The sequence below is a fragment of the Rubricella aquisinus genome (assembly GCF_014199445.1).
In the GTDB taxonomy this organism is placed as follows: domain Bacteria; phylum Pseudomonadota; class Alphaproteobacteria; order Rhodobacterales; family Rhodobacteraceae; genus Rubricella; species Rubricella aquisinus.
Map to the genome: position 1 here is coordinate 232,999 of NZ_JACIJS010000005.1, position 25,513 is coordinate 258,511.

General features: G+C 62.7%; 28 protein-coding genes. 11 read left to right on the plus strand and 17 right to left on the minus strand.

The genetic code is table 11. The features are described 5' to 3' along the window. The first annotated feature begins 57 nt into the window (after positions 1-57). Genes FHS89_RS09770 through FHS89_RS09785 form a run of 4 tightly spaced genes read left to right on the plus strand, consistent with a single transcriptional unit; the run spans position 58 to position 4,012 of the window. Complete coding sequence (locus FHS89_RS09770) at positions 58-2,451, plus strand: ligase-associated DNA damage response DEXH box helicase (protein ID WP_184011080.1); 2,394 nt, start codon at positions 58-60, stop codon at positions 2,449-2,451. 42 nt (positions 2,452-2,493) lie between these two features. Beyond that, positions 2,494-2,844: a hypothetical protein gene (locus tag FHS89_RS09775; RefSeq protein WP_184011083.1), complete on the plus strand. Its 351-nt coding sequence runs from the start codon at positions 2,494-2,496 to the stop codon at positions 2,842-2,844. Positions 2,845-2,894: 50 nt separating this feature from the next. Continuing rightward, positions 2,895-3,569, plus strand: coding sequence for a ligase-associated DNA damage response endonuclease PdeM (gene pdeM, locus FHS89_RS09780; protein WP_184011085.1), 675 nt, complete (start codon positions 2,895-2,897; stop codon positions 3,567-3,569). Next, complete coding sequence (locus FHS89_RS09785; protein WP_184011086.1) at positions 3,566-4,012, plus strand: PaaI family thioesterase; 447 nt, start codon at positions 3,566-3,568, stop codon at positions 4,010-4,012. Before pdeM ends, FHS89_RS09785 begins: the two co-directional genes overlap by 4 nt. Here the strand turns inward: FHS89_RS09785 and FHS89_RS09790 are convergent. Next, positions 4,004-4,753: a LytTR family DNA-binding domain-containing protein gene (locus FHS89_RS09790; RefSeq protein WP_184011088.1), complete on the minus strand. Its 750-nt coding sequence runs from the start codon at positions 4,751-4,753 to the stop codon at positions 4,004-4,006. The genes FHS89_RS09785 and FHS89_RS09790 overlap by 9 nt on opposite strands. Before the next feature lie 112 nt (positions 4,754-4,865). Between FHS89_RS09790 and FHS89_RS09795 the strand changes: the two genes are divergently transcribed. Next, the gene (locus FHS89_RS09795) at positions 4,866-5,264 is read left to right on the plus strand and encodes a DUF2306 domain-containing protein (protein ID WP_184011090.1); all 399 of its coding nucleotides are present in this window, start codon (positions 4,866-4,868) and stop codon (positions 5,262-5,264) included. On the opposite strand, the gene folD is transcribed toward FHS89_RS09795, so the two are convergent. The 14 genes from folD to FHS89_RS09865 all read right to left on the minus strand — a co-directional run bounded on the left by folD (position 5,261) and on the right by FHS89_RS09865 (position 19,359). Beyond that, a complete protein-coding gene (gene folD / locus FHS89_RS09800; RefSeq protein ID WP_184011092.1) occupies positions 5,261-6,151 on the minus strand; it encodes a bifunctional methylenetetrahydrofolate dehydrogenase/methenyltetrahydrofolate cyclohydrolase FolD in 891 nt (296 codons plus the stop codon). The genes FHS89_RS09795 and folD overlap by 4 nt on opposite strands. 68 nt (positions 6,152-6,219) lie before the next feature. Continuing rightward, positions 6,220-7,896 carry a formate--tetrahydrofolate ligase gene (locus tag FHS89_RS09805; protein ID WP_184011094.1) on the minus strand — a complete coding sequence of 559 codons (1,677 nt, stop codon included), beginning with the start codon at positions 7,894-7,896 and terminating at the stop codon, positions 6,220-6,222. 150 nt (positions 7,897-8,046) lie between these two features. Further along, positions 8,047-8,628 (minus strand): MOSC domain-containing protein, encoded by a 582-nt coding sequence (locus FHS89_RS09810; RefSeq protein ID WP_184011096.1) that lies wholly within the window; start codon positions 8,626-8,628, stop codon positions 8,047-8,049. 10 nt (positions 8,629-8,638) lie between these two features. After that, entirely contained in the window at positions 8,639-9,409 is a 771-nt protein-coding gene (locus tag FHS89_RS09815) for a methyltransferase domain-containing protein (RefSeq protein ID WP_184011098.1), read from the minus strand. A 57-nt stretch (positions 9,410-9,466) separates the two neighbouring features. Further along, positions 9,467-11,380, minus strand: coding sequence for an ATP-dependent zinc metalloprotease FtsH (gene ftsH, locus FHS89_RS09820; RefSeq protein WP_184011100.1), 1,914 nt, complete (start codon positions 11,378-11,380; stop codon positions 9,467-9,469). 84 nt (positions 11,381-11,464) lie between these two features. Continuing rightward, positions 11,465-12,694 carry a tRNA lysidine(34) synthetase TilS gene (gene tilS / locus FHS89_RS09825; RefSeq protein ID WP_184011101.1) on the minus strand — a complete coding sequence of 410 codons (1,230 nt, stop codon included), beginning with the start codon at positions 12,692-12,694 and terminating at the stop codon, positions 11,465-11,467. Further along, positions 12,691-13,605: a tol-pal system protein YbgF gene (gene ybgF, locus FHS89_RS09830; RefSeq protein WP_184011104.1), complete on the minus strand. Its 915-nt coding sequence runs from the start codon at positions 13,603-13,605 to the stop codon at positions 12,691-12,693. Before ybgF ends, tilS begins: the two co-directional genes overlap by 4 nt. 23 nt (positions 13,606-13,628) lie before the next feature. Continuing rightward, entirely contained in the window at positions 13,629-14,138 is a 510-nt protein-coding gene (pal, locus tag FHS89_RS09835; RefSeq protein WP_184011106.1) for a peptidoglycan-associated lipoprotein Pal, read from the minus strand. A 59-nt stretch (positions 14,139-14,197) separates the two neighbouring features. Continuing rightward, positions 14,198-15,544: a Tol-Pal system beta propeller repeat protein TolB gene (gene tolB / locus FHS89_RS09840; protein WP_184011108.1), complete on the minus strand. Its 1,347-nt coding sequence runs from the start codon at positions 15,542-15,544 to the stop codon at positions 14,198-14,200. Beyond that, positions 15,544-16,734 (minus strand): hypothetical protein, encoded by a 1,191-nt coding sequence (locus tag FHS89_RS09845; protein WP_184011110.1) that lies wholly within the window; start codon positions 16,732-16,734, stop codon positions 15,544-15,546. The genes tolB and FHS89_RS09845 overlap by 1 nt, the downstream gene beginning before the upstream one ends. Before the next feature lie 10 nt (positions 16,735-16,744). After that, a complete protein-coding gene (locus FHS89_RS09850) occupies positions 16,745-17,224 on the minus strand; it encodes an ExbD/TolR family protein (RefSeq protein ID WP_184011112.1) in 480 nt (159 codons plus the stop codon). Position 17,225: 1 nt separating this feature from the next. After that, on the minus strand, positions 17,226-17,933 hold the full coding sequence (gene tolQ / locus FHS89_RS09855; protein ID WP_184011114.1) for a protein TolQ: 708 nt from the start codon (positions 17,931-17,933) through the stop codon (positions 17,226-17,228). Positions 17,934-18,047: 114 nt separating this feature from the next. After that, on the minus strand, positions 18,048-18,464 hold the full coding sequence (ybgC, locus tag FHS89_RS09860; protein ID WP_281376679.1) for a tol-pal system-associated acyl-CoA thioesterase: 417 nt from the start codon (positions 18,462-18,464) through the stop codon (positions 18,048-18,050). A gap of 64 nt (positions 18,465-18,528) precedes the next feature. Beyond that, complete coding sequence (locus tag FHS89_RS09865; protein WP_184011116.1) at positions 18,529-19,359, minus strand: response regulator; 831 nt, start codon at positions 19,357-19,359, stop codon at positions 18,529-18,531. 18 nt (positions 19,360-19,377) lie between these two features. Between FHS89_RS09865 and FHS89_RS16290 the strand changes: the two genes are divergently transcribed. The 6 genes from FHS89_RS16290 to FHS89_RS09895 are packed head-to-tail and all read left to right on the plus strand — an operon-like array spanning position 19,378 to position 23,854. Beyond that, positions 19,378-19,677 (plus strand): NepR family anti-sigma factor, encoded by a 300-nt coding sequence (locus tag FHS89_RS16290; RefSeq protein ID WP_246413741.1) that lies wholly within the window; start codon positions 19,378-19,380, stop codon positions 19,675-19,677. Then, positions 19,674-20,225, plus strand: coding sequence for an RNA polymerase sigma factor (locus tag FHS89_RS09875; protein ID WP_184011118.1), 552 nt, complete (start codon positions 19,674-19,676; stop codon positions 20,223-20,225). The genes FHS89_RS16290 and FHS89_RS09875 overlap by 4 nt, the downstream gene beginning before the upstream one ends. A 5-nt stretch (positions 20,226-20,230) precedes the next feature. Continuing rightward, positions 20,231-21,967, plus strand: a complete 1,737-nt coding sequence (locus tag FHS89_RS09880; RefSeq protein ID WP_184011119.1) for a sensor histidine kinase — start codon at positions 20,231-20,233, stop codon at positions 21,965-21,967. 52 nt (positions 21,968-22,019) lie between these two features. After that, on the plus strand, positions 22,020-22,160 hold the full coding sequence (locus tag FHS89_RS09885; protein WP_184011122.1) for an entericidin A/B family lipoprotein: 141 nt from the start codon (positions 22,020-22,022) through the stop codon (positions 22,158-22,160). Between the two features lie 24 nt (positions 22,161-22,184). Further along, positions 22,185-23,138 (plus strand): amidoligase family protein, encoded by a 954-nt coding sequence (locus FHS89_RS09890; RefSeq protein WP_184011124.1) that lies wholly within the window; start codon positions 22,185-22,187, stop codon positions 23,136-23,138. Further along, positions 23,135-23,854: a gamma-glutamyl-gamma-aminobutyrate hydrolase family protein gene (locus tag FHS89_RS09895; RefSeq protein WP_184011126.1), complete on the plus strand. Its 720-nt coding sequence runs from the start codon at positions 23,135-23,137 to the stop codon at positions 23,852-23,854. The genes FHS89_RS09890 and FHS89_RS09895 overlap by 4 nt, the downstream gene beginning before the upstream one ends. Here the strand turns inward: FHS89_RS09895 and FHS89_RS09900 are convergent. Together FHS89_RS09900 and ruvB are read right to left on the minus strand one after the other, a co-directional pair. After that, positions 23,851-24,483, minus strand: a complete 633-nt coding sequence (locus FHS89_RS09900; RefSeq protein ID WP_184011127.1) for a hypothetical protein — start codon at positions 24,481-24,483, stop codon at positions 23,851-23,853. The genes FHS89_RS09895 and FHS89_RS09900 overlap by 4 nt on opposite strands. After that, positions 24,483-25,511 (minus strand): Holliday junction branch migration DNA helicase RuvB, encoded by a 1,029-nt coding sequence (gene ruvB, locus FHS89_RS09905; RefSeq protein WP_184011129.1) that lies wholly within the window; start codon positions 25,509-25,511, stop codon positions 24,483-24,485. The genes FHS89_RS09900 and ruvB overlap by 1 nt, the downstream gene beginning before the upstream one ends. Between the last annotated feature and the right edge of the window lie 2 nt (positions 25,512-25,513).

The following is a 25,513-nucleotide window of genomic DNA, read 5'->3' on the forward strand; positions in this document are numbered from 1 at the left end:
GAAAAACGAAGTATGGGTGGCTCGTCAGGGGGCAGGCGCGGGCCTATGTTTGATCGCATGACATTGCCCTCCCCTTTTTCCGAATGGTTCGCGGCGCGCGGATGGTCCCCGCATCCGCATCAACTGGCTTTGCTGACCGCGCAAAGCCGGGCGCAGTTGTTGATCGCGCCCACCGGCGGGGGCAAGACGCTCGCGGGTTTTTTGCCATCGCTGTTGGATTTGGCCGCAGATCCGCGCACGGGGATGCACACGCTCTATGTCTCTCCCTTGAAGGCGCTGGCAGCAGATATCCGGCGCAACCTCGAAATCCCGGTGACAGAGATGGGCCTGCCCATCCGAGTCGAGGATCGCACCGGCGACACACGGCAAGCCGCGCGAGCACGGCAGCGGCGCGATCCGCCGCATATCCTGCTGACCACGCCAGAGAGCCTTGCGCTGTTGCTGTCCTATGAGGATGCGCCGCGCATTTTTGCCGGGCTGCGCCGGGTCGTGGTGGATGAAATCCACGCGCTGGCCGAAAGCAAGCGCGGCGATCAACTGGCGCTCGGGCTGTCCCGGCTACAGGCGCTTTGCCCGGATTTGCGCCTGACGGGCCTGAGTGCCACGGTCGAAAACCCCCAAGCGCTCGCCCGGTTTCTGGCGCCGGAGACGGAGATCCTCCATGCCGATCCGGGGCCGGAGCCTGATATCGCGATGCTGCGCACCACCGCATCCGCGCCATGGGCGGGCCAAGGCGGGCGCTACGCCGCAGCCGATGTGATGGCGCAGATCAGGGCCCATCGGATCACACTCGTCTTTATCAACACCCGCGCGCAGGCCGAGTTGTTCTTTCGTGAGCTTTGGTCACTGAATGAGGAGGCATTGCCCATCGGCCTGCATCACGGCAGCCTGTCGCGCGAGGCGCGCGAACGGGTGGAGGCCGCGATGGCGGAGGGCCGCTTGCGCGCCGTGGTCTGTACCGGTTCGCTCGATCTGGGGATCGACTGGGGCGATGTGGATCTTGTCATTCAGGTCGGTGCCCCGAAAAACGTAAAGCGGCTGGTCCAGCGGATCGGGCGCGCGAACCACCGCTATAACGCGCCATCCAAGGCACTGCTCGTGCCCGCAAACCGGTTCGAGATTATCGAGTGTCAGACCGCCCTTGATGCCGTGATCGCGCGTGATCTGGACGGGGAGCCGCGCCCGGATGGGCCACTCGATGTGTTGTGCCAGCACATCCTGCTCACCGCCTGCGCCGGGCCATTCGACGCCGATACGCTCTATCGCGAGGTCCGGCAGGTCGGCCCCTATGCCCAGCTCAGCCGCGCCGATTTTGACGATTGCCTGAATTACTGCGCCACGGGTGGCTATGCCCTGCGCGCCTATGACCGATACCAAAGACTGATCGAAACGGACGGGATGTGGCGGCTGCGCGATCCCCGGCGCGCCCGCGCGCTGCGGATGAATATCGGCACCATCGTCGCCACCGAAACGCTGAAGGTGCGTTGGCGCGGCGGCGGCGGGCGCGCGATCGGGGAGATCGAGGAAAGCTTTGCCGCCACGCTTTTGCCCGGTGACACATTCCTGATCGGGGGGCAGGTCGTGCGCTATGAAGGGCTGAAGGAAATGACGGTGCAGGTCAGCCCCGATGCGAGCAAAACACCCCGTATCGCGGCGTTTGGCGGCACGCGGCTTGCCATGTCCACGCTGCTGGCGCATCGGGTCATGGCCGATCTGAACGATCCCGCGGCCCTGCGTCGCCTGCCCGGGGATGTGCAGGACTGGCTCGCGACCCAAAGGCGGATATCGCGCGTGCCTTGCCCCGACCGGCTATTGGCGGAAACGTTCTGGCGGGGAGAGCGGGCGCATCTGTGCCTTTACGGATTTGCAGGGCGCAACGCGCATCAAACACTTGGCCTGTTGGTCACCAAGCGGATGGAGGATGCAGGGCTTGCGCCCCTTGGCTTTGTTGCCAACGATTACGCGCTTCTGATTTGGGGGCTGGAGCGGGTAGCGGACCCGGCGCCGCTCCTGGATGCCAGCGGTCTGCGGGACGGGCTGGAGCATTGGCTCGCGGGCAACGCGGTGATGAAACGCACGTTCAAAATCCCCGCCCGCGTCGCCGGATTGATCGAGCAGACCCTGCCCGGTCAGCGCAAAACCGGGCGGCAGGCCACATTTTCGACCGATATCCTTTATGACACGTTGCGCAAATATGATCCTGGTCACCTGATGCTGCGGATCACGCGGGATGAGGCGATGCGCGGTCTCGTCGATTTTGACCGGGTGGAGGAGTTGTTGTCCCGGATCGGGGGGCGCATCGACACGGTGCACGCGCCCCATGTCACCCCGATGGCTGCCCCACTCCTGCTCGAAGTGGGGCGCGTGCCGATCAAGGGAGAGGCCGAAGCCCGCCTGCTGGATGAGGACATCGCTGCCGTGATCGCCGAAGCCGGGCTTGATTCCGTATGACCGCCCTTCAATACTGCCCATGTTAGGCGTCAGGAGGTTTTCATGTCCCAAAAAGAGAGGCTCGCCGCGCTGGTGGCGGATGATAATGCGCTGATCCGCGCGCAAAAGGATTGCTATTGGAAGGAAAAGGCATGGCAAGAGGCGAAAGATGACCTCAGCACGGCCAAGTCCGATGTCAGCCAAGCGGAAGCGGCTTGTACCCATGCCTATAAAGAATGGGAATTCGCCGTAGGTCGCGGGATACCAGCAGAGATCGCTTACTATAAGCAACGCTATCAGGAGGCCGGCGCAGTTCTGAACAAGGCGCGCGATACCCTGAAAAAAGCGAAACGCAAGCTACGCGACAAAGAGCAGAGCCTGCATAACTGTTATGCTGGGTATAAGCCCAAGTAAGCTCATCTTTCCGCTTGCGCCGGCCCGATGTTCCGGGTTTGTTTTCGCCCATGCAAACGGGTGATTTTCAGTTCAACGGGGCGACGCTGACCGCCTGCGCAGATGCCGCCCTCTGGTGGGCGGCGGAGCGGGTCTTGTGTGTCAGCGATCTGCATCTTGGCAAGTCGGAGCGGATCGCGCGGCGCGGTGGCACGCTGCTGCCGCCCTATGACACCGCCGAAACCCTGTCGCGGCTGCGCGATGCGGTGCAACGGTTTGATCCGGCGGTCGTCATCTGCCTTGGCGACAGTTTCGATGATCTGGCCGCGGGAGAGGCGCTTGATGCAGAGGCGCGGCAGGCGCTGACGGTGATGATGGCCGGGCGGCAATGGATCTGGATCGAGGGCAATCACGATCCCGGTCCGGTTGACCTTGGAGGTGTGCACCGTGATGAGGTCCGCCATGGCCCGCTGACTTTTCGCCATATCGCGGAGCATGACGCGGAGCCAGGCGAAATCTCTGGCCATTGGCACCCGAAAGCACGCCTGAGCACGCCGCGCGGGCGCGTCGGCTCATCCTGCTTTGTCGTGACCCCCTCACGCGTGATCCTGCCCGCCTTTGGCGCCTATACGGGCGGTCTGTCCGTGACCCATGACGCGCTCGCCCCTTGGATCGAGGGGGAGACGCGGATTATCCTCACCCGCGCCCCGCAGCATCACATTCCTTTCGACAGGATCAGCCCATGAGCCAGCCCTTTACCCCAAGCGACCCGGATTATGTTGCCCGCGGGCGGCGGCTTTTTGCGCAACAGGGGATCATGGCGACGCTCCAAGGGCAGGTGGATGAAATCGCCCCGGGGGCCGTGACCCTTTCCGCCCCGATCCGGCCTGAGACGAGCCAGCAGCATGGCTATGCCCATGCGGGCTTTACCTGGACCATGGGCGACAGCGCGGCGGGCTTTGCCGCACAGACGCTTCTGACAGCCACACAGGGCGTCCTGACCACGGAGATGAAGATCAACCTCCTTGCCCCCGCAAAGGGAGAGCGCCTGATCGCGCGCGGCAAGGTTGAACGCGCGGGCCGCCGCCTGATCGTGGTGCGCGCTGATATTGCCGCGCGGGCGGGCACTGTTGAGACCCATGTGGCGATCATGCTGGGCACGATCATGGTGATGGAGGGGCTAGAGTAGCCCGGCTTCCCGCAACGCTTTTTGGTAGGAGCGGCTGACCGGCACCTCTGCACCGTCCTCCATCATGAGGAAAACACGGCCATCGCGGCGCTGGATGTCACGGATCGCCTGCTCGGCAACCCAATGGGAGCGATGCACCCGGTGGCCCGTGACCCCGCCGACCTCCTCCACCGCATCGCCAAGCCGCATCAGGATGAGGGACATGCCCTGCGCCGTGTGCACTTCGACATAGTGATCCTGCACCCCCAGCCGAATGAGCCGCCCGCGCATCCGTGGCTGCAAACGCGCCATGAGGCGCGATGGCCCTTCGCCTTCCGCGGGCTTGCGGTGATCGACTCTTGAGAGGGTCGTGACGGCAATCGCGATCAAAAACGCCACGGCAAACACGCTCGGCACGAAAACCAACAGCCGCGCGATGTCCCCCGCCCCGACAAAGAGCCGCGTCACGCCATGCAGAACGATGCTGAACGGCACCGCAAACAGCGCCGCACCCAAGGCATTGCGGGCGGTGACCGGCCAGCGGGCAAAGCGGCGGGTCTCATGCACGATCCCCATCGCGGCAAGGCTCATCATCAGCGCCACGGCATTCACCATCGGCCAATAAACCGCCCGCACACCGAACGGCATGTCAATAGTGCCAAAGGGACCAGCGATGACACAGCCAGCCGTCAGAACGGCCGCCATCAGCAGCGTCTTGGGCGAGGTCACCTCCCCCCACCAATCACGAAGCGTGAATGACATATCGCCTCCGTTCACGAAGGACACGCGCCGCTCACGCAGCCGCGCTCGCCCCTAAACCCCTGTTCTGGCATCCGTTTGCGCATCTGCCAACCCCATGAGACGGAGACGCCCCATGTCCCTTGAACCACTACTGTCGCAAAGCCCCGCAGTGATCGTGCATGTCATCCTGATGACCGGTGTCACGATCCTGACCCCCGTGATGTTCCTGCTGCCCAAGGGCAACCGGCATCACCGACTGCTTGGAAAGGCATGGGCGGGGATGATGATGGGCGGGGCGGTGAGCAGCCTGTTTATCTCCAGCGACTTTTACGACTGGCATTTCGGGCCGATCCACTTGCTGAGCTTTGCCATCATCTTTGGCCTGCCCGGGGCCTTACGGGAAGCCCGCGCGGGCAAATGGCGCGCGCATCGCTCTGGCATGATCCAGATGACGATCGGGGGCGTGGTGATCGCGGGCGGGCTGGCGCTGATGCCGACCCGCACCATGAATCTTGTGCTTTTCGGGGGTTAGGCGGTCAGCCCCTCCGGCTCGTCCAGCCCATTGGCGCGACAGGCCGCTGTGACGGTATTGGCCAAAAGGCAGGCGATGGTCATCGGGCCAACGCCACCGGGCACGGGCGTGATGGCACCGGCGACCTCGACGGCGCTGGCGAAGTCCACATCCCCGACCAGCTTGTGCTTCTCGCCATTGGGCACCCGGTTGATACCCACGTCGATCACGGTGGCCCCCGGCTTGATCCAATCGGCGGTGACCATCTCTGGCCTGCCGACGGCTGCAACGAGGATATCCGCCTGACGACACACCGCTTCGATGTCGCGGGTGCGCGAATGGGCAATCGTGACCGTGCAGCTTTCACCAAGCAATAACTGCGCCATCGGCTTGCCCACGATATTCGAGCGCCCGATGACAACCGCATTGAGGCCCGACAGGCTGCCGTGATGGTCGCGCAGCATCATCAGACAGCCCAGCGGTGTGCAGGGCACCATGCTTTTCTGCCCGGTCCCCAGCAGCCCGACATTGGAGATATGAAACCCGTCCACATCCTTTGCCGGATCAATGCTGTTGATCACCAGATCGGAATTGAGATGCCCCGGCAATGGCAATTGCACGAGGATACCGTGGATTGCGGGGTCTGCATTCAGCTCTGCAATCAGGGCCAGCAAATCCGCCTCGGACGTCCCCGCATCCAGCTTATGCTCGACAGAGGCCATGCCGACCTCGATGGTCTGCTTGCCCTTGTTGCGGACATAGACCTGGCTTGCCGGATCTTCACCCACTAGAACTACGGCAAGGCCGGGCGTGATGCCATGATCGGCCTTGAGCCGGGCCACATGCCCTGCCACTTTTTCGCGGACTGTTGCGGCAAATGCCTTCCCGTCGATGATTTTCGCGGACATGTGGCCTCCTCTCGCGCCAAGGCGCGTTTCACTTTCTTCAAATATGCCCCGCCGGAGGCATAAACCTCTTAGAACAGGCCCTCAATATCCCCATCGGCATTTAGCTTGATCGCCTCGGCGGATGGCACGCGCGGCAGGCCCGGCATGGTCATGATCTCTCCGCAGATCACGACGACGAAACCCGCCCCGGCGCTGAGCCGCACTTCGCGAACAGGGACGGAATGCCCCTCGGGCGCGCCGCGACGGGTGGGATCGGTGGTGAAGCTATATTGCGTCTTGGCCATGCAGACGGGCAGATGACCATAGCCCGCGGCTTCCCATTCCTTGAGCTGGTTGCGGATTTTCGCATCCGCCAGCACCTCATCGGCACGGTAGATCCGCTTTGCGATGGTTTCGATTTTCTCGAACAGGGGCTTCTCATCGTTATAGAGCGGGGCGAAATTCGCGACACCGCTATCGGCAAGTTCTGCGACGCGGGTCGCCAGATCGGTCACCCCGGCAGAGCCATCGGCCCAGTGTTTGCACAAGAACGCCTCGGTGCCGCGGGACTCGGCAAACGCCTTGATCGCTGCAACTTCTGCATCCGTGTCAGTGACGAAATGATTGATCGCCACCACGACCGGCACACCGAAGCTTTTAACGTTGGAGATATGACGACCAAGGTTTTCGCAGCCTTTGGTCACGGCATCCACATTCTCCGTCCCCAAATCGCCTTTGGCCACGCCGCCATTCATTTTGAGCGCACGCACCGTCGCCACGAGCACCACGGCAGACGGCGCGATGCCCGCCTTGCGGCACTTGATGTTCATGAATTTCTCAGCGCCAAGATCGGCACCGAACCCGGCTTCCGTCACCACATAATCGGCAAGCTTCAACGCGGTCTTGGTCGCGATCACCGAGTTGCAGCCATGGGCGATATTGGCGAACGGGCCGCCATGCACGAAAGCGGGGTTGTTCTCCAATGTCTGCACAAGGTTGGGTTGCATCGCGTCTTTCAGCAGCACGGTCATCGCGCCGTCAGCCTTGATATCGCGCGCGTAAACCGGGGTCTTGTCCCGGCGGTACGCGACGATGATATCGCCGAGCCGCTTTTCCAGATCGGCCAGATCGGTGGCAAGGCACAGGATCGCCATCACTTCGGACGCCACCGTGATGTCAAACCCGGTCTGACGCGGAAAGCCATTTGCCACACCGCCAAGGCTCGTCACCGTGTCGCGCAGCGCGCGGTCATTCATGTCGAGCACGCGCCGCCAGACAATGCGCCGCTGGTCAATTTCCAGCGCGTTGCCCCAATAGATATGGTTGTCGATCATCGCGGCGAGCAGGTTATGCGCCGAAGTGATCGCATGAAAATCGCCCGTGAAATGTAGGTTCATCTCCTCCATCGGGACCACCTGGGCATAGCCGCCGCCCGCAGCCCCGCCCTTCATCCCGAAACACGGCCCGAGGGAGGCTTCGCGGATACAGATCGCGGCCCTCTTCCCGATCGCGTTCAGCCCGTCGCCAAGGCCCACGGTCGTTGTCGTCTTGCCCTCGCCCGCTGGCGTCGGGTTGATCGCGGTGACGAGGATCAGTTTGCCATCGGACTGGCCCGACAGGCTTTCGATGAAGTCTTGCCCGATCTTTGCCTTGTCATGGCCATAGGGCAGCAAATGCTCGTTCGGGATGCCGAGCTTTGCGCCGATCTCCTGGATCGGGCGTTTCTGCGCTTCGCGGGCAATCTCGATATCTGTCTTATGGGCCATGGGTTCCTCACAGGGGGGTATGCGTTTCTGTGGGGCACTAAAGCGCGGCATGCCGCCGCACACCATGGCGATTGCGACCGCCAAGCGCCGGTTTTCGACCTCTGCCGCTTTTTTGTGCGACGGGGGTTTCGGATCGGAAACGCGTGGCGCTTAGCCGTGGGGCCAAATGCGCTGCGGCGGCAAATGCACTGTGCAACTGTCGCCAAGCACGATAGCGCCCTCCCGCTCGACCCAAGCGGTGACACCCCGCCGCCCTTTCGCGGCGGATTTGTAGCCCTTGCCCTGCCCCGGATGCTGCGCCTCAATCTCTTTCGCGGGCCATTGGCAGGGCTCATTTTCCATATCGACGACAAGGCTCGCCCCGGAGGGAAAGATCAACCGGGTGCTTGGCGGGATCAGCGTGAAATCGGGGATGCCCGTGAGCACGATATTGGCACCCACCCATTCGGGGGCGAGGTGTTCCAAACCCATTGCCGCCGCGGTCGCCGCCAACTCCTCCGCCGATAGGATCGTGACCTGACGTGTGTTTCGAATCTCCGTCCCGACGGGGTATTGGGTGCGCACGCGCGAGCAGCTTTTGCGCGTCAGGCCCGAATGATACTCCCCCACCAATCCCGCAAAGCGCGCCTCCAGCCGGTCCACCGGGTCGGCGGATAATTTGGTCGGACGATCCGCAACAAGGCCGAGCCACGCGGCACGTCCGGTAAGGTCGGTTTTCTCAAGAACAGGCATGAAGGGTCTCTTAGGTCACTTGAATGGTGAAAAACTGCCGCAGGAACGGAAACAGCACGCGGCCATCTGACTGCACCGGATAGGCCACCGCAAGTGCCGCGTCATAGGCGGCAAAGAAACGCGCCGTTTCCGACGGGTCAAGCTGGTCCAGCACGGGGCGGCAAGCCGTGCTTTGCGTGAAATGGCGCACCGGGTGGCCATTGGCCTGTGCGGCGAGCGGTTGGATATAGGCGGTCTCCCACAGGTCCACTTGACCCAACGAGGCCAGCACGGGCCAGATCGCCTCAGGCGGGACGACAGGCGGCTGCCAGTCGGTGTAATTGAACCGATCCGGGAACAGGTGCGCGGCCACCTCCCGGATCAACCGGTGGGAGGCCCCATCGGTCTGGCGCGGCATCTGGACACCGAGCCAGCCACCGGGGCGCAGCATCTGCACAAGACGCGGAAAAAGGCTCGAATGATCCGGCACCCATTGCAAAACCGCGTTGGAAAAAATCAGCGCGGGGGGTGTATCGGGCCGCCAATTGGCGATATCCGCATGGTTGAGATCGTCATATCCCTCCGCCTTGGTCAGCATCGCCTCGGAGGCATCCATCCCGATCAGGCGACGGTCCGGCCACCGCGCGCGCAGCAGGGGGGCGGCGGACCCAGCCCCACATCCCAGATCGACAATGTCGCCCTGCGGTAGGATGCCAATGGCTGCGGCCAGATCCCGCGCGGGGCGCAGGCGCAGGTCGCTGAACCGCTGATAGGTTGCGACGTCCCACTCTTTACCAGTCATGTCGTGCCCCCGAACGCAAACACCCCGGAGCGTGGCTCCGGGGTGTGATGCACTGGATCAGGTGGGTTGTGGTTCCGGGTCGATGCTGCCATCGCCCTTGCCCTTGCCCAGCTTCGGGATTGCGGTGATGGAGGGCGTTCCGCCCGCAGGCGTGTCGTCCTCATCCTCACCCCGGCGCAATGGCTCCCCGGCCATGACGCGACGGATTTCCTCGCCCGTCAGGGTCTCATATTCCAAAAGCCCCTGCGCGAGCCGCTCAAACTCATCGCGGTGATCGGTCAGGATACGCTTGGCCGTCTCGTAGCCCTCATCAACAAGGCGGCGTACCTCCTCATCAATGACAGCCTGAATCTCCGGCGACGCGTTCATGCCGTTGCCCTGCGTGCCAAGATAGGTCTGCTGCTCGTTCGAGTAGTTGATGTTGCCCAGCTTTTCGGACATGCCGAATTGCGTGACCATCGCCCGCGCGATCCGCGTGACCTGCTGGATGTCGGAGGACGCGCCAGAAGTCACGTTTTCGGCGCCAAAGGTCAGCTCTTCCGCCACTTTACCGCCCATCGCCATGGCCAGCATGGAACGATATTTGGTGTAGCTGACGGAAAGCTGATCCCGCTCCGGCAGGCTCATCACCATTCCAAGCGCCCGCCCGCGCGGAATGATCGTCGCCTTGTGGATCGGATCATGCTGCGGGGTTTTGAGGCCAACGACAGCATGGCCAGCCTCGTGATAGGCGGTCAGCTTTTTCTCGTCCTCGGTCATCACCATGGAGCGACGTTCGGCGCCCATCATGATCTTATCCTTCGCGGATTCGAAATCATGCATGGTGACAAACCGCTTGCCCGTGCGCGCGGCCATCAAAGCAGCCTCGTTCACAAGGTTGGCAAGGTCGGCACCGGAAAAGCCGGGCGTGCCCCGCGCGATCACGCGCAGGTCCACATCGGGGCCAAGCGGCACTTTGCGGGCATGCACGTCGAGGATTTTCTCCCGGCCTTTGATGTCCGGGTTTGGCACCTGCACCTGACGGTCAAAACGGCCAGGGCGCAGCAGCGCGGGGTCAAGCACGTCGGGGCGGTTGGTCGCCGCGATCAGGATGACGCCCTCATTCGCTTCAAACCCGTCCATCTCGACCAAAAGCTGGTTGAGCGTCTGTTCCCGCTCATCATTGCCGCCGCCATAGCCCGCGCCACGATGGCGACCCACAGCGTCAATCTCGTCGATGAACACGATGCAGGGCGCGTTTTTCTTCGCCTGCTCGAACATATCGCGCACGCGGGATGCACCCACACCCACAAACATTTCCACAAAGTCGGAGCCGGAGATGGTGAAGAAGGGCACGCCCGCCTCCCCCGCGATCGCACGGGCGAGAAGCGTCTTACCGGTTCCCGGAGGACCAACCAGAAGCGCGCCTTTGGGGATTTTACCACCAAGACGGGAGAATTTCTGCGGATCGCGCAGGAATTCCACGATCTCCTCCAACTCGTCCTTCGCTTCGTCAATGCCCGCTACCTGATCAAAGGTCACGCGACCGGATTTTTCGGTCAAAAGCTTCGCGCGCGATTTGCCAAAGCCCATCGCACCGCCGCCCTTGCCGCCCTGCATCCGGTTCATGAAGAAAATCCAGACGCCAATCAGCAGAAGGAAAGGCAACCACACCATCAGCGTGGACATGAAGCCCGACTGCTGTTGCGGCACTGCGACAACCTCCACCCCTGCATCCCGCAGGATTGGCATGAGGCTGTCGTCGCCGGGGCGGATCGTGCGCAGTTCAGAGCCATCGGCGGTGCGCATGGTGACATTCTCACCATCCAGCGTCACGCGGCTCACCTGCCCCGCTTCGACACGGTTCACAAATTCGGTGTAGCTGACTGTCTGCGCGTTGGATGTGTTACCGCCAGAACTGAACACATTGAACAGCGCCATGACGAGCAGGATGACAATAGCCCAAAAGGCCAGATTCTTGGTATTGCCCAAAACGTTCTCCCTGACCGGGCCGCGATGCCGGTCTGATTTTATGCGGGGTCTATGGGATCATAGATAAGGCCGGAGTTAAACCTTTCAACGGCTGATCAAATCATGCAGGCGCGGAACAAGTGTCGCATCCACCCCGTGCGCTGGTTCTAAGGCGGGCAGGATGGGCTGGTTTGTGCCGATATCAAGCGCCGGAGCGGTCAACAAAGCCGCCTTTTGCGCGGATGGCAGCGCATGGGGTTTGAGGTCCGATTCGGTGGTGGGGCGCAGGATTGCTCCCTGCCCCAGCGCCCCGGCAATGCGCCAGCGCCCATCCCAGATCACACCGTCAGCGTAGGGGTGCGGCTGTGGCAGGCGTGCGCGTTCACGCAGCAGCGTGACGCTATCCCCCCCCACCGTCACCACATATCCGGCAAGCGTTTCGCGCCCCTGCCCCGCTGCGATCAGCCCGATCACCCGGTCAAGCGCGGCACGGCGGGGCGGGTACGCATCGTCGCTCAACCCCTCAAAGAGCCGCGCAAGGATGCGGGCCTGCACCTCCGCATGACAGGTAAGGAAGGCCGCACGGTCGATGGAAATGGTGCCGTATCGGTCCATGCTGAGAAGCGTCGCGGCCTGCCGCATCGCCTCCGTGGACAGGAAATGGCGCGTGCTGCTCAGGCGCGTGGCTGTCGCCGCGATTTGGTCCGCGCTGATCCCCACCTCGTCCAGCAGCGACAACGCGCGCCGCATGTTCACCCGGTCAAATGTCGGATCGTCGTTGCTTGGGTCATCAATCCACGCGATGCCCCGGCGGGTTAGCGCATCGCGCAAATCAGCGCGCGCATGATCCAGAAGCGGCCGCGCGAAGGGCTGTCCTGCCACCTCAAACCGCGCGGCCATCCGCGCCAACCCATCGACGCCAGAGCCGCGCGCGAGCCGCAAAAGGAAAGTTTCGGCCACGTCATCGCGCGTATGAGCCAGACAGATCACCGGCACCGCCCGCGCCCGGCCCCAGTCCGACAAAAGCCGCCGGCGGGCCTGTCGTGCCGCGTTTTGCAGGTTACCTTTGGGCCGGTCCTGCCATGTCAGAATGTCGTGGGGGATGGACCATTGGGCGCACAGGGCGGCGACGGTTTCCGCCTCCGCACGGGCTTCAGCCCGCAATCCGTGATCGACGGTGGCGGCACTTAGCGCGCGCCCAGACTGCGCATCGCGCCAGTCCCGCGCCATGGCAAGGAGCGCCATCGAATCCCCGCCACCCGACACCGCGACACCAAGGTGAGAGAGCCCTAGCGCCTCAAGCCCGGCGATCCCGGCGCGCCACGGATCGGTCATGGGCAGCCGTGCAGGCCCTTTTCCGTTTGCGCCCGCACGATGAAACTTTCGCCCTGCGCATTGCCAAACCGCGCCAATGCCTCGTCAAAGGTAAGGCAGGCTTCCTCGGTCTGGCCAAGTCGGGCCAATGCGCCACCAAGTTTCAAGAGCGCCTCTGGGGCCCGCTCGCCGTTCGGCGCGCCGCTGAAAATGCCCAGAAAACCCATCGCGGCGGGCTGATACTGTGCGTTGCCAAATTGCGATTCCGCGAGCCAATAGCGCGCGTCTGCCGAAAGCGGCCCTTCGCCGTAAAGCTCCAGAAAGCTGGAGAACCCTTGCACCGCTTGCGCGAAATTTCCCTGATTGAACGCCGCGAGCGCGCGGTCGAAATCGGCCTGTTCACTCACGGCTGTTTGCGCCGCGCCGGTGGCAAGGCCGGGCGTTTCCGTCGGGGCGGTCACACCACCGCCAAGCGGGGTCGCGGGCGGAACGAAACTTGGGTCCGCCCCCTCCATCATCGTCACCCGGAAATCGAGGTCCGACAGGCGGCGACCGCCATCATCCGCGATCCGCTCCAGATCGAAGCGGAGCGTTTCCATCCGACCCGTAGCCTCCCGCAAGCGGGCCTCCAACCCATCAAGGCGCGCCAATAGGGACGGATCGGGGGGCGTGCCTGTGCTTGGCGCGAACTGACCCGAGGGGCGCAATTCATTGCGCAAATCCTCAAGCACTTCGCCAAGGCTGATCAATTCCCGCCGAATATCTTCAAGCGACATCTCCACGACCGGATCAGCGGGCAACACATCCGGCAGGGGATCAGTCCCCGCTGGTGTGGCCGCCGGGGCCGGAGCCGGGGTCTGGCTTTGCGCAGTGACGGCCCCGAAAGACAGGGCCGTCACACATGCGATAGCAAATGGCAGTTTGAGACGCATCACGCTCCCTTTCGCCAAGGTCATCAGCTGTTAAAGCCACCCGCCAGAACGCTGACCGTGCGGCGGTTCTGGGACCAGCACGTCTCGTTGGAACACAGGCTCACCGGGCGTTCCTTGCCGTAGGTCACCGTAGTCAGGCGGGACGGATCAACGCCAAGTCCGACGAGGAAATCAAAGGTGGCCTGTGCCCGGCGTGCGCCCAGCGCAAGGTTATATTCGCGCGTGCCGCGCTCATCCGCGTGGCCTTCGATGATGACCGTCCGGTCGGGATACCGCAGCAGCCAGTCAGCCTGAAAGGTCAGCGTGGTTTGCGACGCGATATCGAGAGACGAACTGTCGGTATCAAAAAAGACCTTGTCGCCGACATTGGCGATGAAGAAGGCTTCGGTGTTTTCCTCCACCGTCACGTTCGGGCCAGTGTTGCCTGCGCCGGGTGCGGCAGCGCCCGAGCCGGCTGTATCGGCGGTGGTCGTACATGCTGCCATGACGGCCAGCAGGGCCACCGCGGCAAGGCGTGTCATCAGTTGGGTCATTGGGAGACTCCCTTTTTATGTCTGGCTGCGGGCTGCCCCGCTTCACCCGTTATTCCTGCTCAATCCTGTCGCACCGGGGACCAGCTTGGATCAGAAGCAGGGCCGGGCGTGTTCACATATTTCAGGTTCTGGCCTGTAACATCAACAGAAACCACCGAAGCCGCCCCCAATGGGCCGGGTGTTTCGCGGAAAAACATCAAAACGCGGCCATTGGGCGACCATGTCGGCCCCTCATCGAGGAAGGACGCGGTCAAAAGCCGCTCGTTCGTGCCGTCCCGGTCCATCACACCAATATGGAACCGCCCACCGACCATCTTGGTGAAGGCGAACTTGTCACCACGCGGGGACCAGACCGGTGTGCCGTACCGCCCCTGACCAAAGCTGACGCGCTGCACATTCGTGCCATCGGCGTTCATCGTGTAAATCTGCTGGCTGCCGCCCCGGTCGCTCTCAAACACGATCTCGCTGCCATCGGGGGAGAAGCTGCCCGCCGTATCAATCGCCGGGCTGCGCGTCAGGCGCAGGCGCTGACGGGTGGCCAAATCGGTGACGTAGAGGTCCGTGTTGCCATTCTGCGCGGCGGAGAAAATCACCCGGCTGCCATCGGGCGACCAGCGCGGTGCGAAGGTCATGCCCGGAAGGCTGTCGAGCCGCTCGCGCGTGCCAGTATCCGCGTCCAGAAGATAGATGCGCGGCACCCCATCGGTGTAGCTTGTATAAAGGATATCGCGGCCATTGGGTGACCAACGGGGTGCCAGCACCAACTCAGCCCCCCCGGTCAGGTTGCGCACATTCGCGCCGTCCTGATCCATGATGCTGATCCGCTTCACGCGCGCATCTTTCGGCCCGCTCTCAGAAACAAACGCGATGCGGCTGTCGAAATACGGCCCTTCGCCGGTCAGACGGCCATAGACTTCATCCGCGACCTTATGCGCGATCCGACGCCAATCCTGAGGCGGGGCGGTGAACCGCACGCCGTCGCCAATTTCGCGCTGCATGAACACATCGAACAGGCGGAAATCGACCTGCAGCAGGCCATCTGCGGTGGTCGATGCCTCCCCCACGATCAGCCCTTGTGCGTTGATCGCCTGCCAATCGGCAAAGGCAGGCGGCGCACTGATGCTGCCCACTTGAGAGATGTGGGCCTCCCGCGGGACTTCGCGAAACAACCCAGTGCTCACGAGGTTCGACACCATCACCCGCGTGATCGGGTCTGCAAACTCAAGAGCTGCGTCATCCAGCGCGATGAATTGCGGAGCGGCGAAGGGGACGGGTTCGCGAACCCCCTGATCAATCACGATCCGCAATGGCCCCGGCCCGTCCGCAGGTGTCGTTTGAGCCATGGAAGACGGAGCCGCGAGGGCAGCGCAAAGCGCGAAGGCGAGAGCGGCGATCGGTTTCATCATCAGAATCCTATCTGCTGTGTGCTGGGGTCGAAGGTGATTTCCACCTCCTGCCAGCGGGCATATTTTTCGACCGGCAGGCGAATGTCGCCTCGGAAGCTGGCCTGAAGCACGGCGCGCTGCGCGGCCTGAAACGCGCGTGCGAACGCACCCTGCGGATTGGCGGGCGTGACCGCGCGGACTTCACCATTGACCACCGTCCCGTCCTGCGCGAGCCGGAAAGAGACGGTAACGATCAATTCATCGGAATTTGGCAGACCATCAAGGATCGCGAGGTTCCAATATTGGCGGATTGCCGCCTTGAACCCGTCGATTTCGCCAATGGTGAGCGGCGCACCAACAGGGGCGGATTGCGCCGTTTCAGTCTGTGCCGCAGGGGCCGGTTCGGGATCAGCGGGCTGATCGGCCTCGGCTGCCTCAACCACGCTTTGCGGGCGCGCAGGCGGCGGGGCTGCGGCGACGGGGGCCGTGGTGGTGTTGTCCACATCGGCAAACTCCTCGGTCGTCTCCGGGGCCGGGGCTTCGTCGGTGTCGGTGATCTCTGGCACGATCTGATCCGAGCTTTCCTCGGGCGCTGTGGCGTCCTGCTCTTGAACCGGGGTTTCCGTTGGGGTCTCCCCCTGTGCGACCTCTTCCTGCCGCTCGTCGGCGCGGCGCACATCCTCGGGCGGGCGCGGGTTGGAGCGGGTCGTGATCCGGGGGGCCTGCCGCGGCGGGGCGGCGGGTGACATGGTGGGGCGGTTGAGCGTCGGGCGGCTGGTCGGAGCGGCCTGCGCCATCGGGCGCACCATCGCGAGGTCATTCTGCTGCGGCAGTCGCTGTGCCAGATCGACCGTATTCACATTGGCAGTCACCGTGGGTCGGGTGCGGATATCGCTCAAATCCGCCTGCGCATCTGCCTCGCTCGGATCCTCAGGGCCGGAAATGTCGGTGACTTCGACCTCCGTTTCGACCTCATCGGTATTGGCGTCCTGAATGCTCTCCTCCGGCGTGCTGAGCGCGAGCATCTCGGTCGGTACGAATTCGGGCGCGGAGGAGGTGAGCGCGTCGAATTGCGCTTCGCTCAGAATATCGACCTCGGACACCTCGATCAGGTCCTCGTCCAAGGGCGGCGCGTTGAACATGCCGTCAAACACGGCGAACAGGATCAACCCGCCGTGAAGTGCGACCGATATGGCAAGGCCCGTGCGCATCGCGCGCTGCTCACTCCACCGCGGACGCGCCGAAATCCGGCCCGCCCGTGCTTGTTACCAAGCCAATATCGTTAAAACCGGCGGCGTTGAGCGCGCCCATCACCTGCGCCACGCGCGCATAGGACACCGCGCCATCGGCCCGCAAAAACAGTTTGTCATCGGTCCGCTGCGCCGCGATGGCGCGCAGGCGGGGGATCAGCTCGTCATCGGCAACCGGTGTCTCTTGCAAGGTCAGCGCCCCATCCGCACCGAGCGTGAGCGCGAGTGGTGCCTCCTCCTCTGCCGGGAGCGGGCCTGCGGCGGTTTCGGGCAATTGCACCGGTACGCCCGTGGTCAGGAGCGGGGCCGCAACCATGAAGATGATCAGCAGCACCAGCATCACGTCCACAAAGGGCGTGACGTTAATCTCGGACATTTGGCCACCGCCCCGGCGCGACCGCCGCCGACGACTGCCACCCGATCCGCCGCCAGAGGGGAGCGTCGCACCCATATCAGGCGCCCTGCCGTTCAAACTGGCGGGACAGGATCATGGAAAACTCATCCGCGAAATTCTCGAAATCGCCCACCACGCGGTCGCTGTCGGTGGATAGCTTGTTATAGAAAATCACCGCCGGGATCGCGGCCAACAGGCCAAGCCCGGTCGCCACCAGCGCCTCAGCGATACCGGGGGCCACAACAGCAAGGTTGGTCGATTGCATCACGGCGATCTGCTCAAACGAATGCTTGATCCCCCAGACCGTGCCGAACAGACCGATAAAGGGAGATGTCGCGCCGACAGAGGCCAACACGCCCAACCCGTTTGTCAGCTTTTCGTTCTCGCGCGCGATCACCACATTCATCGCCCGGTCCACGCGCTGTTGCGCGCCCGCGATCATGCCCTGACTGGTGGCACTGACGGATTTTTTCCATTCGCGCATACCCGCGGCAAAGATGGATTCGGCCGGGTTGCGGGGCTTGTCCCCGATCCGGTCGTAAATCTCGTCGAGCATCTGCCCCGACCAGAACGCTTTTTCAAACTGCGCGGTCGCCCGACGCACCTTGGAGTAGCGCATGGTGCGATCAATCACGATGGCCCAGGACCATATGGATGCAATCACAAGGATGATCATTACGATCTTAACCGTCAGCGTCGCCCGAAGGAAAAGCGCGGTAAGGGTAAAATCGGCTGCCGAAATGGTGCCGAGTGCTTCTGCTTCCATCTTAAATCGCCCGTATGTCTGTGGTTCTGTTGACCGCCCACATGCTTTTTGAGGTATTTCAACGCCCGTTTCAAGTTTGGCAAGGATTTCCGCCGATGCCCACCGTGAAAAGCGTCACGAAGCCGTCTCATCCCCTAAAAGAGCGATGAAATTATGGCGAATATCCGCCGGGATCCGGACAGGCCGCCCAGCGAGTGTCATGCAGGCGACCCCGATCCGCGCTGACAGCAAAACCGTATCGCCCCGCAGCACACGCTGGGGCATCACGAAACTGGCCCCCTTCATGTCCGACAGGCCCGTCTCGATCGTCAGCACATCGTCAAACCGGGCGGGGCGCAGGTAATCCGCCTCAACCCGGCGCACGACGAACACGATGCCGTCCCGCTCTTTCATGTCTGACTGGGAAATGCCGGCCGCGCGCACGGCATCTGACCGCCCGCGCTCAAGGAATTTCAGGTAGTTTGCGTAATAGACGACACCGCCCATGTCGGTGTCCTCATAATAGACGCGAAATGTCGATGTGAACGCCAAGGCACCCCTCCCCCGTCACCAATCCCCCGCCCATCATGGCGGAGAGTGCGGGGGAAGGCCATGCTTAACCTTGGTTCAACAGGCTTTCGGTGCTGGCAAAGAACATCGCCTGACTGACCGACGAGCGCACCTGCTCTTCGCTGAAGGGTTTGGTGATCAGGAACGCAGGCTCGGGCCGCTCCCCGGTCAATAGACGCTCGGGATAAGCGGTGATGAAGATCACTGGCGTCTCACTTTCCCGGCTCAGGATGTCATTGATCGCATCAATCCCTGATGACCCATCCGCAAGCTGGATATCGGCAAGGATCAGATCGGGCGCTTCGCGTTTTTGCAGCGCGATGGCCGCATCGCGGGTCCGTGCAACGCCAACGACGCTGTGACCAAGAGTGGTGACGATGGAGCGCAGATCCATCGCGATGATCGGCTCGTCCTCGATGATCATCACCCGCCCGCGCATCCCGTCAGCCATATCGTTCAGCCCGATGGTGAGCAATTGGTCGGCCTCATCGCGGCTCACGCCCAGAATGGCGGCAATGTCTTCGATGCGGAAGCCTTCCATGCGGGACAGGAGCATTGCTTCGCGGGTTTTGGGGGTGAGGGCGGAAAGTCGGTCGAAGGCGCGGGCCGCAAGCGTTCCATCTTCCGTTGGTGCGGGCTGATCGCCATGCACACCCTCTCCGGCCCAAACCTTTTGGAAAATCGCGAACAACGCGGCCCGGCCAGAGAGATCGGCGCGGAGTTGACTTGGCTCGTCAACCAGTCGTGCAAGGGTTGCCGTCGCCAAACCATCACCCAAGGTCTGCGATCCGGTAAGCGCCCGTGCATACCGCCGCAAATACGGCAGTTCCTGAACCGCAAGCGCGTGAAGGTCGATTTCGGGGGAAGGCTGGGCCATCAAGTTTTCTCCGACGGAATGTCATTTCGTTTGGAACCTAACGCGGGCGCGGGCGTTAAGTTCCAAACGGAAGGCTTTATTTCCTTCTTCATGGAACTAAATGCGCAGCATCGCGTTTGCTGCCCACGATCACCGAACATGGGACACGGTATGCCAGAGGCGAAAAACAAGCGTGGAAACAGCGCGTCCGAGTTGGATCGCCAGATCGAGGAGAACCTCCGCAGGGCATATGAAGACACCCTGAAAGAGGCGATCCCGGACGAAATGGCCCAACTCTTGCAAAAGCTGAAGTCGCAAGGTGAGGGAGCCTCTAAATGAGCCATCGCGATCCCCGCGAAGAAATGGTGGATTATATCCCATCATTGCGTGCTTTTGCGCGTGCGCTCACCCAAAACCACGCTGCCGCTGATGACCTGGTGCAAGACGCCATCGTGAAAGCATGGGCCAATATCGACAAATACAAGGTCGGTACGAACCTGCAGGCTTGGATGTTCACCATTCTGCGCAACACCCATTATTCCAACCTGCGCAAACATCGGCGCGAGGTGGAGGACGTGGACGGCAACCACGCGGCCAAACTTGCCGAAAAAGCGCCGCAAGATTCTGCGATGATCTTTAACGATTTCAAAACCGCTTTCATGCAATTGCCCGTGGATCAGCGGGAGGCGCTCGTGCTCGTCGGCGCATCCGGCTATTCCTATGAAGAAGCTGCGGAGATGTGTGAGTGCGCCGTCGGAACGATGAAAAGCCGCGTCAACCGCGCCCGCACCAAGCTGGCGGAATTGATGCAGCTCGACGAAGGGGAGGATGTCATCACGACGGAGGGCACGGCCCTCGCCTCCCTTGGTGGCTCGGCGGTCGCGTAAGCACGATGACCGGGCTGGCGCGTTGGATCACCGGGCTATCGTTGACCGCGCGTGTGGTGGCAATGCTTGCCATTGCCCTTTTGCCGCTGGGGCTGATCGCGGTCCATCAAACGAACCAAACCGTCGAAGAGACCCGCGCGCTGGAACGCAGCGCGTTTCTGGGCGCGGCTGAACGCGCCGCGCGGGAGGAGCGCAACCTCCTTACAAAAACCTACGGGCAGGCCTCTGCCTTGGGTCATGTCATCGTCAATTACCGCGACAACCCGGCCCGCTGCGGGGAGATCCTTGCCTCCTTTGTCGAGGGGAGTGCAGAGCATATCTTTGCCGGGTTCATCCCGCTCGATGGAATGATGACCTGTTCGTCGAACGGGGTGACACAGGATTTCTCGGCCTCTCCCAATTTTGCTGCGGTCATGGAAGAAGCTGACGTGCGCGCTGTCGTGCGCGCCGCCGGGTCACAAACCGGGCGTCCTGTCACCATCATCAGCGCCCCGGTGCGCGAGAATGGGGTGTTTTTGGGATATCTGTCCATTTCTGTTCCGACAATCCTGTTTGATGAAATGAGCGAACGCTCTGAAATGGTCACAATTGCGTTGCTGGACCGGGAAGACCGGCTTTTCGCCTCGCCCCGTGGCGCTGGTGGGGAACCATTTCCGCTTCCTGTCGATCTTTCCGTTCTTGACCGGAACAGGACCGGATCTTCAACCTTCATCGCCCGTGATGAGGGAGGGGAGCGTCGGCTCTACGCCATCATCCCGATTTTTGGGGACCAGATTTCCGGGCTGGCGAGCATGCCCATTGCCGGGGACGCACGCATCCTTGCGACGCGGTTCGCGCCGGTTCTGTTCCCGCTCATCATGTGGATCGTCAGCCTCGTCGTGGCGTTTCTGGCGGTTGACCGTCTGGTGATCCGCCATGTCAAACGGCTCGAAGCCTATGTGATCGCCTATTCGAACGGGGATCGTGAACCTCCCGCCAATCAGATGGACGACGCGCCCGGCGAATTGCGCAATCTCGGCGAAAGCCTGCGCACCCTTATCGCGCAGGTTGCACAGGATGAGGCCGACAGGGAGCGTGCGCTGGACGAAAAATCGGTCCTTCTCAAGGAAGTGCACCATCGGGTGAAAAACAACCTGCAACTCATCTCCTCGATCACGAATATGCAGATCCGGCTGGCGCACACCGCGGATGCCCGCGCCGCGTTGTCCCGCGTGCAGGAGCGTGTGCTGTCGCTCGCGGCGGTGCACCGGATGCTCTACACCGCCGCATCGCTCACACAGGTCCGCGCGGATCACCTGATCGACGTGATCGTCAATCAGGTGTCCATGCTGGGCGATGAAAAGCGGCAACAAATCCATGTCGAGACGCGGTTGGAGCCTGTCGCGCTCTATCCCGATCAGGCGATGCCGCTCGCACTCTTGGTGTCGGAGGCGACGACGAACGCCATCAAACACATGACCAGCATCGACGCGCCATCGCGCCTGTCGATCTCCCTCACGCTCGACGCGGAGGACCAGATCACGCTCGTCATCGTCAACACCCTGCATAACCTGCCGGTGGCGACGGGGACCGACGATGCGGAGGACGTGACCAGCGATGGCCTCGGCTCCCAACTGATCGAAGCCTTTGCCCAGCAATTGGATGCGGAGATGAATGTGGAAAAAACCGGCGGGCTTTACCGTGTGGCGCTCACTTTCGCGCGCGCCGAATTCAGCGAAGAGGACGCGCCGCAAGGGAACTGATCGGCCTTTCCTGCGTTAAGCATTTAGATACGTTAACACCGGAGGGTTCCGCATGTCCTTTGTCAAAGCTACTGGCCTCTTGTTGATTGCTGCACTCGGGCTGAGCGCATGCAACACACTTGAAGGCGCGGGCGAAGATATTCGCCGTGGCGGCGCTGCTATTTCCGACGCGGCACGCGACCTGTCCAACTAACATATGCCCGCAACGGATCATCATATGGGCATTCCGCAGCCGCGGAATGCTAAAGGCGACGTGCGCTCAATCGGTGTCGAGCTCGAATTTGGCGGGATGACGGAGCGCGCGGCCGCCGATTGTGTGGCCGGCGTGTTCGGCGGGCAGGTCGAGAAGGCCGGGCCGCACCTGTTCAAAATCGACACGGCCGAGCATGGCGCATTTGAGGTCGAACTCGACAGTGCCTTCGCCAAGCAGGATGATTTGTCTGACCTCACAGAGACGGCACTTGACCTGTCGCGCGGGCTGATCCCCGTTGAGATTGTGGCCCCGCCAATCCCGATCACGGCATTAACGGCGCTCGACACGCTTTGCGAAGCTCTCGCCGCAAAAGGGGCGGAGGGCACGGGCGGTGGCGTTCTTCAAGGCTTCGGCATGCACCTCAATGTGGAAGTGCATGGCATGACCGGCGATGACATCACGCCGATCCTTCGCGCATTTGCGCTGATTGAGGATTGGGTGCGCGGCATTGATCCGATTGATCCGAGCCGCCGCGCGCTGCCCTTTGTGGATCCGTTTCCGCGCAGCCTTGTCGATGCATTGGCCAAGACGCCATCTCTGACCCTTGACGATTTGACGGCTCTGTATCTGACCCATGATCCATCGCGGAACCGCGCACTTGATATGCTGCCGATTTTGGCGCTCCACGATGAGGACCAAGTGCGCGCCGCCATGCCAGAGGAAAAGATCGCGGCGCGTCCGACCTATCATTACCGACTGCCCGATTGCCGGATCGGAGAGCCGGGATGGACCATCGCAGGGGAGGTCGCGAAATGGGCGGTGATCGAGACGGTCGCGGGCAATGGCCCTGCCCTTGATGCCCTCGCCAAGGGATGGACCGCCCACCGCGACGCCCTCACCACGATCCGCCCTGACTGGGCCAAGGACGTTCAGACCATACTCGACGATCACGACATCAACACGGGAGCATTCCAATGACACGCCCGATCATCGGCGTCACCACCTCGAAACGCAGCGGCTGGCGGATTTTCCCGCTCATGTGGCTTGCCGTGTTTCTGGCCGGGGGCCGCGCGGTGCGATGGGTCACCGGGCGGGATGCGGACATCACCAAGGTGGACGGCGTGATCGTCGGGGGCGGCGATGACATTTCCCCCGATCTTTATGGCGGCGACATCGTTGCGAAGGCGCGGCTGGATCAAGACCGCGACGCGCTGGAAAAACGGCTGGTGCTGGAAGCCTTCGCCATCGGCAAGCCGGTGTTCGGGATTTGCCGGGGCGCGCAGATGATCAACGTCGCCTTGGGCGGCAATCTAAACCAGAATGCCTATGAAACCTATGGCAACCGGGAGCGGCCATGGACGATCCTGCCGCTCAAACAGGTCGATCTGGTGGAGGACAGCCGCATTGCCTGCATCGCGGGCCCGCAGGAAATGGAGGTCAACTCGCTTCATTCCCAATCGGTCGAGGATCTGGGCGAGGGGCTTCATGCCGTCGGACATGATCAAGAGGGGATGATTCAGGCGGTGGAGCGGCGGCGCGATCCGTTCCTGATGGGCGTCCAGTGGCACCCGGAGCATCTTTTGTATGCGCGTCGTCAGCGCGCCCTGTTCCGCGCCGTGGTCGATGCCGCACGGGCCTACCGCGACAACCAAAACCAGATGGATGCCGTGGATCGCGGTATCGCGGACGCTTAATTCGACGCGGCAAGCCCGACACGGGCCGCAAGCCGCAGCGCATGGCTTGGATCCTGTGCAACCATCGGCATGACCGGCTGATAAGCCGCGCGGATCACCTCCGCGATCTCGCGCCGCAGGATCGGCTCCCCACCCTCGACAGCCACAAGGGGGGAGCGGTCCATGAACGCGCGATCGGACCACAAAAGGATCGTCTGCACCATCTGGCTGAGCGCGAGGGTCTGCGCCGACACTGCCGCGAGGTTGTCGTCATAGCGCAGGAACACAAAAGCCGCCTTGATCCCGCCGCTCTCGTCAAAGCGGAACAGGCGGTACTGATTGGCCCCCGCGGCCTCAAGCCGGGGCACCAATTGCCCAAGTTCCGGCACCAGTCGATCCAGATGCGGCGTTTCGGTCAACTCGGCCCAATCCCGCAGGAAAAACACCATCAGATTGGCGCCCAATTCCGGGTCCGTCTCGGCCATCTTGTGCTCCGCGAGGGTCACGACCGCCTCCGCCGCGCCCTTAAACACCGCGATGGTTTCATCCTCAACCCCGAAGATCACCGGGACAATGGGCCGACCCCAGCGCGCAAAGGCATAGCTGCCATCGCTGCGGGTGAACAATGCTGTCACGTCTTCTGGTGTCATCATCCCTCGTCAAACAGATCAGATTGCCCCGCCGGTTTGGGTGGCGTGAGGCCAAGATGGGTCCATGCCCGCTGGCCCAGCATCCGCCCGCGCGGGGTGCGCTGGACCAAACCTTGCTGAAGGAGGAACGGCTCGATCACCTCCTCAATCGCATCGCGTGCCTCCGACAGGGCAGCGGCAATCGTCTCCACCCCCACTGGCCCACCGCCGTAATGCTCCGCCAAAAGCCGCAGATAGCGCCGATCCGCGCCATCCAGACCCAGCCGATCCACGCCAAGCCGGGTCAGCGCCCGATCCGCGAGGGTCTGTGTCACGCGGCCATCGCCCTCGACGATTGCGAAATCGACCACCCGGCGCAGCAGGCGGCCCGCGATACGCGGCGTCCCGCGCGCGCGGCGGGCAATCTCCTGCGCACCATCAGGCGTTGCCGCAGCCCCCATCAGGCGCGCGCCCCGTTCGACGATCTGCACCAGTTCGGCCACGTCGTAGAATTCCAACCGCGTCGGAATGCCGAACCGGTCGCGCAGCGGTGTCGTCAACAGACCGAGCCGCGTGGTCGCCCCGACAAGCGTGAAGGGCGGCAAATCAATCCGCACCGTGCGCGCCGCTGGCCCCTCCCCGATCACAAGGTCAAGCGCGAAGTCCTCCATACCGGGATAAAGCACTTCCTCCACCACCGGGTTGAGCCGGTGAATTTCGTCGATGAACAGCACGTCCCGCTCATCCAGATTTGTGAGGATCGCCGCCAGATCGCCCGCCTTGGCCAGCACCGGGCCAGAGGTCATGCGGAAATTCACGCCCAACTCCCGAGCCATGATTTGCGCCAGCGTCGTCTTGCCCAAGCCGGGCGGGCCATAGAACAGCGTGTGATCCATCGCCTGCCCGCGCTGTTTGGCACTTTCGATAAACACGCGCAGATTGGCGCGCGCCTCCCGCTGACCCACGAAATCGGCAAGGGTTTGCGGGCGCAGGGCGCGGTCCTGATCCTCGGGCCGAGGGGCCGGGGTCATGTCGATCGGGTCGGTCATCA